The organism is Oceanobacillus sp. B139/18 (genome assembly GCF_055524595.1).
Genome location: NZ_JBVFXI010000001.1, coordinates 787,947 through 802,523 on the forward strand (window position 1 = coordinate 787,947; position 14,577 = coordinate 802,523).

The following is a 14,577-nucleotide window of genomic DNA, read 5'->3' on the forward strand; positions in this document are numbered from 1 at the left end:
TTAACAAGGATGCTTAAGAAGAAATGGTGGGATGAAATGGACAGCCGACATGTAGACACATGGAAAGAAATGATTTATCCGGCACTGAAAAGCAAACAAGAAGAATTAGAAATGCTAGGTTATGAACAAGCGACTCCAGAGGGCGTGTGGAAGTGTCTTTGTGTAAAAATCTGGAACGGAGAACCGGAAAAAAGGTTACATGAAATCGTTCAAGATATTTTTCATTTGAAATCATCTGTTTATTTAAGCTATTTAACGATTCAATCCTATGAAAATGATGATTTAGCCGCTTCAATCGAAGCACTTATAGGCAATTCACCAGATAACGGGTAAATAATACTCGTTTGAACACGTATGAAATGGTTGATATATGAAGGAGGAAGTGCAAACGATGAAAAAAAGAGGCAGAATCGTTGCCTTTTTTCTTGTCATCGCAATTTTGGCAGGAGTAATTGGAACAACGTTTAGTAATCTGGCAAGCAATGTGAACCTTGGCTTGGATCTGCAGGGAGGCTTTGAGGTTTTATATGAAGTAGAGCCTGTTGAAGATGGTCAGGAGATTTCAAGTAGTTTACTGGAAGGGACGGTCCAGACGCTGAATGACCGGGTGAACCGACTGGGAATAAGTGAAGCGGTTATCGATATAGAAGGAGATGACCGGATTCGAGTGCAGCTTGCAGGTGTTGACAACCAAGCTGAAGCAAGAGAATTGCTGTCTACATCCGCACAATTGTCTTTCAGGGATGTTGATGATGAAGAGTACCTTGATGGATCTGATATTGTAGAAGGAAGCGCCAGTCAGGATTATAATCCGAATACCAATGCGCCGATTGTTACCTTGCAATTACAAGATGCATCTAAGTTCGGTGAAGTAACCGAAGAAATTAGCCAAATGACAGATAACCGTTTAGTAATCTGGATGGATTATCAGGAAGGTGAGGATTCTTTTTCAGAAGAGGTGACGAAAGAAGATCCTAAATTTGTCTCTGCGCCGGCAGTAAGCGAGCCCATTCATTCTCGTGATGTCATGATTGAAGGAGACTTTACGGTAGAGTCGGCTCAGCAAATGGCAGATATCATTAATTCTGGTTCACTGGATGTACATATGAATGAAATTTTCTCTACATCTGTAGGTGCACAATTCGGCGAACAGGCATTAAATGAGACAGTTATTGCAGGACTGATTGGGATTGCTTTAATCGTTCTTTATCTCTGTGTAGTTTATCGCTTCAGCGGGATTATTGCTTCCATTAATTTGGCTGTATATGTATTCTTAGTTGTATTGATTTTTGAATTACTGAATGGCGTATTGACATTGCCGGGAATAGCAGCCCTGATTCTGGGAGTAGGAATGGCAGTTGATGCGAACGTTATTACGTTTGAACGTATTAAAGAAGAGCTGCGTGCCGGCAAGTCGGTGAAAGCTGCCTTTCAATCTGGAAATAAAAGCTCTTTTGTAACGATTTTAGACGCTAACATAACAACCTTAATTGCAGCTGCTGTGTTATTTATATTTGGGACAAGTTCTGTTAAAGGCTTTGCAACGATGCTGATTATCAGTATTTTAGTCAGCTTTATCACTGCAGTATTTGGCACAAGGGGACTTCTGGCTTTATGGGTCCAAAGCGGCTTTTTGAAAAAAAGAAAGACATGGCTTGGTGTCAATAAGAATCAAATCAAAGATATTGCAGAGGGCGAAGAAGCAGAGCCGACCGTTTTAGGAAAACAGGTTAACTTTACAAATCATCGCAGGAAGTTCTTTGCTGTAAGCTTAATACTTGTAATTATTGGAGCTCTCGTTATTGGCATCTTTCGAATTAATCCGGGTGTTGATTTTACAAGCGGCTCGCGAATAGAAGTAGTAGCTGACCAAAGCTTGACAGAAGAAGAAATAGAATCGGAATTTGCAACGCTTGGTTATGAAGTCAGCTCCGTGAATTTATCAGGTGAAAATAACGATATCGGAGTTGTCCGGTTTGACACGGTTCTTGACGAAGGGGAAGTGGATACCGTACAGCAGCACTTCCTGGAAATCTATGATCATGAGCCTAGTGTGAGTGTTGTATCACCAATTGTCGGTCAGGAGCTTGTGAAAAATGCAATCTATGCAGTTGCTATCGCATCCATATTTATTGTTGCGTACATTGCCATACGTTTTGAATTCTTCTTTGGGGTTACAGCAATTATTGCCCTCTTGCATGATGTCCTGTTTATGCTGATGGCTTTCAGTATCACGCAAATTGAATTTGATGTCACCATTGTAGCGGCAATTCTGACGATTATCGGTTATTCCTTGAATAATACGCTCGTTATTTTTGACCGAATCAGGGAAAACATTCGTCAGGAGAAAAGAGTCAAATCCTTTAAGAAGCTTGCAGAAATTGTGAATAAGAGTATTGTTCAATCATTTATCCGAACAATGAATACATCGATCACTACTATTATTGCTGTTGTTGCGTTCCTAGTACTTGGAGCTGCGTCTATATGGGCTTTTGCTTTCGCTCTCTTAATTGGATTGATTGCCGGAACTTACTCTTCTCTATTCCTTGCTTCCCATATCTGGTTAGTATGGAGAGGCAGAAAAGTGAAGGATAAGCCGGTAGACTTTAGAAAGAAAGAACGAGTGGAAGGACCGCAAGTATAAATACCTTAGAGTGCGTATTCAAAAAGCCCGAAGTACGGACACTCACTATGTCATGTGTATTGGATTTTTTGAATATCCTCTTTAAATAAAATGGATAAGAGCGATGAAAAAGAGAGCTTTCAACATGGTAATATGGTAATGTATTCGAATACGTCTGATCACGGACCTTGCCGGGTACAGTATCATTTGCAATATGGAAGCTCTCTTTTTTCATTAATATGCTTAAAATGATTCCTTATCGGGTAATAAACAGGTAGTAAATATTTTTTAATGGAGGAAGTTTTATGAATGCACAAGTTTATGTCATACTCGCAATTATATTTGTAATTATTATTGCCGTTTTTGCTGTAATCAATGTGGACCCTGTTGCAGTGAACTATTTATTTTGGACACAGGAGTCTCCTTTAATTCTGGTTATTCTTTTTTCTGTATTAATGGGAGGATTGATTACTGCAGCAGTAGGAGCTATCAGACTATACAGAGCACATCAAGAAGTGAAAAAACTCCGCACAGAAAATGAGCGTCTTAAAAAGCGCATGGCAGCAAATGGAATGACGGATGAACTGGATAATGAAAATGGCAGAAACGATAAAAAAGATTACCAAGAATCCCGAAAAGAAATGCGTGTGGAAAGAAGAAATGCGAAAAGAACAGATAAAGAATAATCTGTTTAATCAATTTAATTCATAATCAGAGAAATCTATTTGATGCCCCTGGCTTACTTTAGTATAATAACTAGGTCAGGGGTGAATTTATGCTATCAAGTAAAGCGAATTGGAAATATATAGATAATTCTCCTGTAGAGGAGAGAGAGTCGCTCGACATTGCGATGTCACCTATTGTAAAAGATTTATTTTTACAAAGAGGAATTACGACAACAGAAGAAGCAAAACAATTTATGCAGCCCGATCTCAACCATTTGATTGATCCATTTTGTTTAAACGGTATGGAAAAAGCCGTAAAGCGAATCAAAGAAGCGGTAGATAATAACGAAAAAATAGTTGTATACGGAGATTATGATGCGGATGGAGTAAGTTCTACGGTTGTTTTGCTGCACGCATTGAATAAAATTGGTGCAGTTTATGAATATTATATCCCGAATCGGTTTACAGAAGGATATGGTCCCAATGAAGCTGCCTTCAGGCAGCTTCATCAAGCTGGATTTGGATTAATTATAACGGTCGATACCGGGATTGCTTCAATTCGTGAAGCCGAAGTAGCAAAGGAGCTCGGGTTGGATTTAATTATTACAGACCACCATGAGCCCCAAGCGGAGATACCGGATTGTTATACCATTATTCATCCGAAGCTGTCTGAAGCGTATCCGTTTAAAGAACTGGCAGGTGTTGGTGTTTCTTTAAAATTAGCACATGCTCTTCTCGGAGAACTGCCTGTGGAGGTGCTTCCTTATGCAGCGATAGGTACGATAGCTGATCTGGTCCCGCTGGTGTCTGAAAATCGAATTTTAGCTGCATTTGGTCTAAAAGAATTGCAACGCACAAATTATGTTGGCTTGAAAGCATTAAAACAAGTATGTCAGCTGGAAGAAACCATAACCGAAGAAGATGTAGGCTTTCGCATTGGACCGCGTATAAACGCTGTAGGAAGACTGGGTGATGCTGATCTGGCTGTTGATCTTCTGCTGGAAGAGGACGCGGAAATTGCTCTGGAAATGGCGAATGAATTGAATCACATAAATGAACAGCGTAAGAAAATAGTTCAGGATATTGTAGATGAAGCAATGGACATGGTTCAAACAGATAAGCGGATTATTATTGTAGCTAAAGAAGGCTGGAATGAGGGCGTATTAGGGATAGTTGCTTCAAAATTAGTTCAAAAATATGATCGGCCGGCGATTGTGCTTGCGAAAAAGCCGGAACAGGGAATTGTAAAAGGGTCAGCCAGAAGTATTCCTGCATTTGATTTATTCGAGGGCTGTATGACAGTCAGAGATTTGTTCACACACTTTGGCGGACATGCCCAAGCAGCGGGGATGACATTACCTGCTGAAAATCTAGAGCCGTTAGAAACTGCTTTAAATAAGCTGCTTTTTGAAAATTTATCAGAAGAAGATTTTAAGCAGGAATTATATATTAATGCTATATTAGATATGGAAGATATCAATGTTTCTCTTATCGAGGAGATAGGAAAGCTTTCTCCGTTTGGTATGGGCAACTCAAAGCCGTTATTTGAGATAAAGGAGATACCAAAGGAAGTCCGTCAAATCGGAAGCAGAAAGAATCACTTGAAAATGCAATTTGCTTCTTCCAATGCCCAAATAGATACAGTAGGTTTTGGATTTGGAGAGCTGAAAGAAGCTATTTCGCCATACACTAAAGTATCCGTTGCCGGCGAGCTTTCTGTTAATGAGTGGAATGGGAGAAGGAATGCGCAAATAATGCTGGAAGATTTAAAAATTACGGAACGGCAGCTCTTTGACTTTCGCGGAAAAAAAGCAGAGCAATTGCTTTCTGAAACGGTGAAAGAAGTTTTTGTTTGCGGAGAGCCTCTCCGGTTGAGAGAGCATCAGGAGACATTTACCTATAAAGAGGCGCTTTCTAAGAAACTTGATGCTTATCAGACCATTGGTTTTACTGCGTTGCCGGCTTCATTAGATGATATGAAGAAGATTATTCGGCAGGTGAATCCTGAAAATATTGTCATCGCGATACGTCAGGTGCCAAATCAATATCCATTTCAATTCCCTTCCCGGAAAGAATTTGTAGACTATTATAGCTTGATTAAACAGCATAAGAAGTTTCAGATTAAAGAGATGCAGAAAGCGATTGAACAGCACCGGGGCTGGAATGAAGCAAAAGTAATGTTTATGTCGGAAGTTTTTGCAGATTTAGGTTTTGCAGAGAAAAAGGATGGATGGCTCCGTTATGCGGAATCAGGGAATAAAAAGGATTTATCCGAATCCGAAATTTATCAATCCTGCATGAAACAAAAAGAAGCAGAAAATATACTTATCTATTCGAATTATCAAGATTTAAAAAAATGGTTTGAAGCTTGTATGGACACGCCCAACAACCTGAAGGAGGAAGCAGTATATGGATTATAAAGAATATATTGAGATTGTGGAGAACTGGCCGAAAGAAGGTGTCCGGTTTAAAGATATTACGCCTTTGATGGCTAATGGACCAGCTTACAAATCGTCTGTCGATGAAATTGTAGAATATGCAAAAGAAAAAGAAATTGATGTGGTTGTAGGTCCGGAAGCAAGAGGATTTATCGTAGGATGTCCGGTTTCCTATGCCTTAGAAATTGGGTTTGCTCCTGTTCGCAAAGAAGGCAAGCTGCCGCGGGAAGTAATTAAAGTTGATTACGGTCTGGAGTACGGAGAGAATGTATTAACTATTCATAAGGATGCAATTAAGCCTGGACAGCGTGTATTAATTACAGATGATCTTTTAGCTACAGGCGGTACCATCGAAGCAACGATTAATTTAGTTGAACAGCTTGGCGGAATTGTTGCGGGGTGCGCTTTCCTGGTGGAGTTAAGTTATCTGGACGGCAAGGATAAGCTGGAAGGCTACGATGTACTTACCATCATGACCTATTAAAAGCTATGGAAAAAAGAGTCAAAACAGATTCTGATACTGTGTTGACTCTTTTTGTATAGATTAATTTATCCGTATATATTAGGTTTTAGTTGGACAGACATATAAAAAAAGTCTTATAATAGTAATTATTATCGAATAATGTATTTAAATCGAAGAAATGTAAGAGATTTTAATTCAAAAGATGGCTTCAAGCTCTAAAATACTTGTTGCTATTTTTATTTTTATACAATTTATTGAATACTGAAGGTAAATAAAGGTGATTACATGGCAAAAGATGAAAATGTCAACATTACAGATATTGTAGAAAAAGTAAAAGAGTATTTATCTGATGACGATGTTGCTTTAATTGAACATGCATATGAATTTGCAAAAGAAGCTCATAAAGATCAATTTCGCAAATCTGGTGAGCCGTATATCATTCATCCGGTACAGGTCGCAGGGATACTGGCTGAATTATTAATGGATGCAGAAACAATTTCAGCAGGCTTTCTTCATGACGTAATCGAGGATACTGACGTCACATTTGAACAGATGGAAGAAGAATTCAATCATGAGATAGCTGCGCTTGTAGATGGGGTAACGAAGCTTGGGAAAATCCGCTATGAAACAAAAGAGGCCCAGCAAGCAGAAAACCACCGAAAAATGTTCGTGGCGATGGCGAGGGATATTCGTGTTATCATGATTAAGCTTGCCGACAGATTGCATAATATGAGAACGTTAAAGCATCTGCCGCCAGAAAAGCAAAGGCGTATTTCCAATGAAACGCTGGAAATTTTTGCTCCGCTTGCCCACCGCCTGGGAATATCAACAATAAAGTGGGAGCTGGAGGATACGGCATTACGTTATCTTAATCCACAGCAATATTATCGTATTGTTCAGTTAATGAAGCAAAAACGGGAGGAAAGAGAAACTTATATCCAGGAGGTTATTGCTGACCTCTCCCAGGAATTTGAAGCTGTAAATATTAAAGCAGAGATGTCCGGGCGTCCGAAGCATCTATACAGCATTTATCAAAAGATGGTCAATCAGAAAAAGCAATTTAACGAAATATATGATCTTCTTGCTGTCCGTATTTTAGTTGATAATATTAAAGATTGTTATGCTGTTTTAGGTATTATCCATACAAATTGGAAGCCGATGCCCGGAAGATTTAAGGATTATATCGCGATGCCGAAGCAAAATCTGTATCAATCCCTGCATACAACAGTTATTGGACCAAAGGGCGACCCGCTGGAGGTGCAGATTCGTACCAAGGAAATGCATGATATTGCCGAATACGGGATTGCTGCGCACTGGGCCTATAAGGAAGGAAAGCAAGCAAAAGGAAAAAGCTCTTTTGAGGAAAAATTGTCATGGTTCCGGGAGATTCTGGAGTGGCAAAGTGAAACACATGATGCAGAGGAATTTATGGAATCGCTGAAGATTGATTTGTTTTCAGATATGGTTTATGTTTTCACACCAAAAGGCGAGGTAATTGAGCTGCCGTCTGGATCCATCCCAATTGATTTTGCATACAAGATTCATACTGAAATCGGTAATAAAACCATTGGAGCGAAAATCAATGGGAAAATGGAACCTTTGGATTACGAGTTGCAAAATGGAGATATCGTGGATGTGATGACTTCGAAGCATTCCTATGGACCATCGCAGGATTGGCTGAAAATGGTTCAAACCTCACAGGCTAAAAGTAAGATAAAGCAGTTTTTCAAAAAACAGCAGCGTGATGAGAATATTGTCAAAGGAAAAGAAGCTGTGGAAAAAGAAATTCGCGCCTTTGATATTGAGCCTAAAGAAGTATTGACTCCAGATAATCTGCAGCGTGTATTCGATAAGTTTAATTTTACAAACGAAGAAGATATGTATGCTGCTGTCGGCTATCAAGGAATTACCGCAGCGCTGATAGCAACCCGTTTAACAGAACGAATTCGTCATTTGAGAGAAGCAGATCAGGATTTAGAGACAAAAATAGAAGAAGTAAAAACCAATAAAGCAAAACCATCCTCTAAGAAGGATTCGGGTATTGAAGTGGCAGGAGTAAATAATTTACTTGTCCGGATTGCAAAATGCTGTAATCCAGTTCCCGGTGATGATATTTTAGGGTATATTACAAAAGGCAGAGGAGTGTCTGTTCATCGTGCGGATTGTCCGAATGTACAAACCGAAGAAGCGAGGCAGCGCTATATCGATGTAAAATGGAAAACCCAATACGCGGAACGAAAGCAATATCATGTAGACCTGGAAATTACAGGATATGATCGCCGCGGTCTGCTTAATGAAGTATTGCAGGCGGTCAACGAAACAAAAACAAATATCACACATGTGAATGGCAGGTCTGATCGTAATAAAATGGCAGTAATCCAATTAACTATTTTAATCCACAATACGAATCACTTGAAAAAAGTAGTTGATCGAATAAAGCAAATACAGGAAGTATATACCGTAACAAGAACAGTTCAATAAGGAGCGTTTGTTTTTTATGAAGGTAGTATTACAACGGGTGAAAGAAGCTTCTGTCACCGTCCGGGAAGAGAAAATAAGTGAAATACAAAAAGGATTTTTGCTGCTTGTTGGTATTACTCACGAAGACACAGAGGAAGACGTAAAATATCTCGTAAATAAGATTGTTCACCTGCGTGTCTTTGAAGATGAGAATGAAAAAATGAACCGTTCGATTAAAGATGTAGACGGGGGTATATTATCTGTATCGCAATTTACATTGTACGGAGACACTAAAAAAGGCAGACGACCAAGCTTTATCAAAGCAGCAAAGCCGGCCGAAGCAGAAGCATTGTATAATACATTTAATCAAGCATTACGTACAGAAGGCGTCATAACAGAAACAGGAGAATTTGGCGCAATGATGGATGTCCAGCTGGTAAATGACGGACCTGTTACATTGATTTTAGACAGCAAAGACAGATAAAAACGATTAAAGAATAAGATTCTTGTTTTGTGGAGATGCTATAAAAACTTAAAGAGGCCGAATCAAAAGGAGAAATGAAGTTATGCATCGACACACAAAACAACGCAATGCCAATAATTATTCTGAATTGATGATGACAGATTTCCATCATTTTATGAAAATGGAAAAATCATCAACCTATTTAGAAATAGCAACGGAGCTTGGAATTTCCATTCAGGAAGTAAAGCAATTGAAAAAAAGCTTAGGTCGTTCTTGACATTGTGAGCAACTAACCTTATTATTATAATCATTCCACTTCCACAAGTGTTTTCAGCGGGACGAGTAATCCCAGTCCCAGGATGTGGTGTGGCTTCTGCGTTGTCCACAGGGCGTGGGCGGTATTAGTAGAAGTTCCTTAAAATTAAATGATAAAAACCATTGAAGGAAAAAGTAATGTAAGTACAGATAGCAAGAGAGTAGTTGTCAACGGCTGGAAGCAACTATCTATACGACTTATATGAAAGACATTCTGGAGGAGTTATATCGAAATAGATGAGTAGATATAAACGTGTTGCAGGCGTTAACTGATAAAGGTGGATATCATTCAGATATCAACTAGGGTGGCAACGCGGGTAAAAACCCGTCCCTTATTTTTTATAAGGGACGGGTTTTTTGTATTGTCCAATAAAAATATGGGGCAGCCGTCAAACGTTGCTTGTTATCATTTTCGCTAACCAGAAAATTACTTTCATCCGTGTTCTGTATATTCGCAAAGGAGGAAATAAAATGGCTATGAAGGCTCCAAGAGGAACAGTGGATATTTTGCCGGAAGATACGGCGAAATGGCAGTATGTTGAAAACAAAATTAAAGAAATTTGTGAAGCCTATTACTATCACGAAATACGCACGCCGATTTTCGAGCACACAGAAGTATTTCAGCGTGGGGTGGGAGATTCTACGGATATTGTACAAAAGGAAATGTATACTTTTGAAGATCGTGGAGGAAGAAGTCTGACCCTCCGTCCAGAAGGCACAGCTGCTGTAGCCCGTGCTTTTGTAGAAAATAAGTTATTTGGCAGTCCCAATTTACCGGAGAAGCTTTATTATTTCGGCTCGATGTTCCGTTATGAACGGCCGCAAAAAGGAAGAATGCGTCAACTAAATCAATTTGGCGTCGAAGCAATGGGAAGTGAAGATCCTGCAATTGACGCAGAAGTGATTGACCTGGCAATGCATATTTATCGCAGCTTAGGCTTGAAATCTTTGAAGCTGGTGATTAACTCATTAGGCGATAAAGAAAGTCGTCAAGCTCATCGTGACGCACTGGTGACTCATTTTGATCCATATCGTGAGGAACTTTGCTCCGACTGCCAATCACGATTAGATAACAATCCATTACGTGTATTGGATTGCAAGAAGGATCGTGATCATCCAGCAATGAAAACTGCGCCATCCATCTTGACCTATTTAAATGAAAAATCACAGGCTTATTTTGAGCAAGTGAAAGCTTATTTGGATGCAATGGATATTTCTTATACCGTAGACCCTAATTTGGTTCGCGGTCTAGATTACTATAATCACACTGCATTCGAAATCATGAGTGAAGCAGATGGATTTGGGGCAATCACAACACTGGCCGGCGGCGGCAGATATGATGGATTAATCAATGAATTTGGCGGACCTAACACTCCAGGTATCGGTTTTGGGATGGGATTAGAGCGCTTGTTAATGGCTCTTCAGGTAGAAAATATAGAAATCCCCGTAGATACAAAGTTAGACTGCTTTGTAGCAGGTTTTGGCTCTGAAAAGGTACGTACAGAAGCTGTGAAAGCTGTTCATCAGCTACGTATGGCCGGTATCCAGGCAGACACAGATTACCAGCACCGCAAAATGAAAGGCCAGCTTAAGGCAGCAGACCGGTTAAAAGCTAGATTTGTGATTTTCTTAGGCGATGATGAACTTGAAAAACAAATCGTAACCATTAAAAATATGGAATCCGGGGACCAAAAGGAAGTTCCGATGAAGGATATTGTTAGCGAATTTAAAGTGTTATTGGAGGAGAGCTAAAAAATGACAGAACGTGTTTTATCTGGACACTTAACTGAAAAAGAAATTGAAAAGGAGGTCAGGCTGAAAGGCTGGGTCCAAAAACGCCGTGATCTTGGCGGACTTATATTCATTGATTTACGCGATAAATCCGGAATCATCCAAATCGTTTTTAACCCAGATTATTCCGGGGAAGCATTAGAAATAGCTGAAAGCATCCGCTCGGAATATGTAATCGATGTGGTCGGAAAACTGGTTTTACGTGACGAGGCAACCATAAATCCCGCTATTGCAACTGGTAAATTGGAAGTGCTGGCCAGTTCAATCACCGTATTGAATAAGGCAAAAAATCCGCCGTTTATGATTCAGGATGATGTAAATATTGCAGAAGATATCCGTTTGAAATACCGTTATTTAGATCTGCGCCGTCCAGGCTTGCAAGAAACGTTTAAATTACGGCATCAAACAACGCAAAGCATCCGCAACTATTTAAATAAAAATGAATTCTTAGAAATGGAAACTCCGATTTTAACGAAAAGCACGCCGGAAGGAGCCCGTGATTACTTGGTGCCAAGCCGTGTACATCCTGGTGAATTCTATGCGCTGCCGCAATCTCCACAGTTATTTAAACAATTGATTATGATGAGCGGTTTTGAACGTTATTACCAAATCGCACGCTGCTTCCGGGATGAAGATTTGAGGGCGGACCGTCAGCCGGAATTTACACAGGTTGATATTGAAACTTCCTTTTTAACAAGTGATGAAATTATGACAATGACGGAAGAAATGATGAAAGAGGTTGTTAAAGAAGTAAAGGGCGTCGATATTCAATTACCTTTACAGCGGATGCCTTATGATGAAGCAATGGATCGTTATGGCTCGGATAAGCCGGATACCCGCTTTGGGTTAGAGTTAATCCATGTATCTGATATCGTAGCTGATTCTGGGTTTAAAGTATTTAAACAGGCGGTAGAGAATGGCGGTAAAGTAGCCTTATTAAATGTGGAAGGTGCTGCTGCCGGCTACTCTAGAAAGGATATTGATAAATTAACAGAGTTTGTCAATATTTATGGTGCAAAAGGCTTAGCTTGGCTGAAAGTAGAGGAAGAAGAAGTGAAAGGCCCAATCAGCAAATTCTTGTCAGATGATGAAAAAGCAGCGATTGTGGATAAAGCCAATGCAAGCAGTGGAGATTTGCTGTTATTTGTAGCTGATAAATCAGCTGTTGTCTATGATAGTTTAGGCGCTTTACGCTTAAAGCTTGGAAAAGACTTAGGGTTAATTGATGAAGAAGCGTTTCATTTCTTATGGGTAACAGATTGGCCATTATTTGAATATGATGAGGAACTGGGCCGTTATTTTGCAGCACACCATCCATTTACATCGCCAATTGAAGCGGATAAGGAAAAATTATTGACTGATCCAATCAATGTTCGGGCAAATGCATATGACTTGGTTTTAAATGGATATGAGCTTGGCGGCGGGTCCATTCGTATTCACCAAACGGAACTTCAAAACCAGATGTTTAAAGCGCTGGGATTCACAGAAGAAGAAGCAAGAGAACAGTTTGGTTTCTTGCTGGATGCACTGGAATATGGTGCGCCTCCTCATGGAGGAGTTGCGCTTGGTCTGGACCGTATCATTATGCTTCTGGCAGGACGCTCGAATCTGCGTGATACGATTCTATTCCCTAAAACAGCGTCTGCATCTGACTTGATGACAGAAGCTCCGAGTGAAGTGAGCGGAGATCAATTGCAGGAATTGTCAATTGCATTGTCAAATCATGAAATGAAAGAATAGAAATAGTAGAATATGCACGGTATTTAAAATATCGTGCATATCATTTCAGGAATATTTGCTGAAAAATGTGAATTAAAAGCAACAAATCCTCAAGAATCTTGTGTTTATTTGGTTTTTCATATAAAATATAAAAACCTTCTAGTTGAGGAATCGGTTGAAATAAATAAAGGAGATGAATGATAGAAGCCATGGAAAATAAATTACAATATCAAAACAGAACAGCAAAAGAGTACGTGCAGGGAGTCTATGAGGAACTAAAGAATAGAAACAGCCACGAGACAGAATTTTTGCAAGCAGTAGAAGAAATTGTCGAATCTTTAGAAGGCGTTTTTGAGAAGCATCCTAAATATATGGAATTAGGCATTTTAGAGAGAATTGTAGAACCAGAGCGCTTGATTGCCTTCCGTGTACCCTGGGTGGATGATGAAGGCCGGGTTCAGGTAAACCGCGGATATCGTGTTCAATTCAGCAGTGCAATCGGACCTTATAAAGGCGGGCTTCGTTTTCATCCAACAGTAAACACAAGTATTATTAAATTTTTAGGCTTTGAACAAATCTTTAAAAATTCTTTGACCGGGCAGCCTATAGGCGGAGGAAAAGGTGGATCAGATTTTGATCCAAAAGGAAAATCAGACTTAGAAATTATGCGATTTTGTCAGAGTTTTATGTCAGAATTAGCTAGACATATCGGACAGGATACAGACGTGCCTGCAGGAGATATTGGTGTGGGCGCCAGAGAGATTGGCTACCTTTACGGGCAATATAAGAAAATCAAAGGCGCTGTAGAACCAGGCGTTCTAACAGGAAAAAGCTTAGGTTTTGGAGGCAGCTTGGCACGTAAGGAAGCAACTGGTTACGGTACAGTTTACTTTGTACAGGAAATGCTTAAAGATAATGGGCAGGACTTTTCTGGCAAAACAGTTATTGTATCCGGGTCAGGAAATGTATCGATTTATGCCATGGAGAAGGCAGCTGAATTTGGGGCAAAAGTTGTTGCCTGCAGTGACTCTAATGGATATGTCTATGATAAGAACGGCATCGATGTGGAACTTGTAAAGAAAATCAAAGAGGTAGACAGAGAGCGTATTAATGTATACTTAGAAACTTATCCAAATGCAGAATACGTTGCCGGCGGATCCGTTTGGGAGATTCCATGTGAGATTGCTTTACCTTGTGCGACACAAAATGAAATCGACGAAACTGCAGCAAAAACATTAATCAAAAATGGTGTTATTGCAGTAGGTGAAGGTGCTAACATGCCATCATCCTTAGATGCAATTAACCAATTCCAGGGAAATAATGTTTTATTCGCCCCAGCGAAAGCTGCAAACGCAGGCGGTGTAGCAGTATCAGCTCTGGAAATGGCGCAAAATAGCAGCCGCGTTTCCTGGAGCTTTGAAAAAGTCGATGAAAAGCTGCAAGGCATTATGCATGATATTTATCATAATAGCATCCAAGCCGCAAATGAATATGGTAAATCAGGAAATCTTGTTGCAGGGGCTAATATTGCAGGCTTCTTGAAAGTAGCAGATGCTATGGCAGAACAAGGAATTATTTAAATAAAAAATAGGCTTTCATATATTTGAACTTTGAATCAATGTATGCTAAGATTAATTCAA

General features: G+C 39.7%; 11 protein-coding genes and 1 other annotated feature. All 11 genes read left to right on the top strand.

Annotated elements, in window-relative coordinates; translation table 11 throughout:
• The first annotated feature begins 9 nt into the window (after nucleotides 1-9).
• Nucleotides 10-333 carry a post-transcriptional regulator gene (locus ACZSMY_RS03810; protein WP_226894692.1) on the top strand — a complete coding sequence of 108 codons (324 nt, stop codon included), beginning with the start codon at nucleotides 10-12 and terminating at the stop codon, nucleotides 331-333.
• Nucleotides 334-391: 58 nt separating this feature from the next.
• Nucleotides 392-2,644: a protein translocase subunit SecDF gene (gene secDF / locus ACZSMY_RS03815; protein WP_042534351.1), complete on the top strand. Its 2,253-nt coding sequence runs from the start codon at nucleotides 392-394 to the stop codon at nucleotides 2,642-2,644.
• A 284-nt stretch (nucleotides 2,645-2,928) separates the two neighbouring features.
• Nucleotides 2,929-3,309: a LapA family protein gene (locus tag ACZSMY_RS03820; protein ID WP_289584811.1), complete on the top strand. Its 381-nt coding sequence runs from the start codon at nucleotides 2,929-2,931 to the stop codon at nucleotides 3,307-3,309.
• An 89-nt stretch (nucleotides 3,310-3,398) separates the two neighbouring features.
• On the top strand, nucleotides 3,399-5,708 hold the full coding sequence (gene recJ, locus ACZSMY_RS03825; protein ID WP_465147464.1) for a single-stranded-DNA-specific exonuclease RecJ: 2,310 nt from the start codon (nucleotides 3,399-3,401) through the stop codon (nucleotides 5,706-5,708).
• Nucleotides 5,698-6,210 (top strand): adenine phosphoribosyltransferase, encoded by a 513-nt coding sequence (locus ACZSMY_RS03830; protein ID WP_042534345.1) that lies wholly within the window; start codon nucleotides 5,698-5,700, stop codon nucleotides 6,208-6,210. Before recJ ends, ACZSMY_RS03830 begins: the two co-directional genes overlap by 11 nt.
• A 264-nt stretch (nucleotides 6,211-6,474) precedes the next feature.
• Nucleotides 6,475-8,670: a RelA/SpoT family protein gene (locus ACZSMY_RS03835; protein ID WP_042534343.1), complete on the top strand. Its 2,196-nt coding sequence runs from the start codon at nucleotides 6,475-6,477 to the stop codon at nucleotides 8,668-8,670.
• A gap of 16 nt (nucleotides 8,671-8,686) precedes the next feature.
• On the top strand, nucleotides 8,687-9,133 hold the full coding sequence (dtd, locus tag ACZSMY_RS03840; RefSeq protein WP_042534341.1) for a D-aminoacyl-tRNA deacylase: 447 nt from the start codon (nucleotides 8,687-8,689) through the stop codon (nucleotides 9,131-9,133).
• A gap of 82 nt (nucleotides 9,134-9,215) precedes the next feature.
• A complete protein-coding gene (locus ACZSMY_RS03845) occupies nucleotides 9,216-9,389 on the top strand; it encodes a hypothetical protein (RefSeq protein WP_256704747.1) in 174 nt (57 codons plus the stop codon).
• Between the two features lie 152 nt (nucleotides 9,390-9,541).
• Nucleotides 9,542-9,763, top strand: a binding site (T-box leader).
• 135 nt (nucleotides 9,764-9,898) lie between these two features.
• On the top strand, nucleotides 9,899-11,179 hold the full coding sequence (gene hisS / locus ACZSMY_RS03850; RefSeq protein WP_042534339.1) for a histidine--tRNA ligase: 1,281 nt from the start codon (nucleotides 9,899-9,901) through the stop codon (nucleotides 11,177-11,179).
• Between the two features lie 3 nt (nucleotides 11,180-11,182).
• Nucleotides 11,183-12,958, top strand: coding sequence for an aspartate--tRNA ligase (gene aspS, locus ACZSMY_RS03855; RefSeq protein ID WP_256704746.1), 1,776 nt, complete (start codon nucleotides 11,183-11,185; stop codon nucleotides 12,956-12,958).
• A 176-nt stretch (nucleotides 12,959-13,134) separates the two neighbouring features.
• The gene (gene gdhA, locus ACZSMY_RS03860) at nucleotides 13,135-14,517 is read left to right on the top strand and encodes an NADP-specific glutamate dehydrogenase (RefSeq protein WP_084612980.1); all 1,383 of its coding nucleotides are present in this window, start codon (nucleotides 13,135-13,137) and stop codon (nucleotides 14,515-14,517) included.
• Nucleotides 14,518-14,577: the final 60 nt, after the last annotated feature.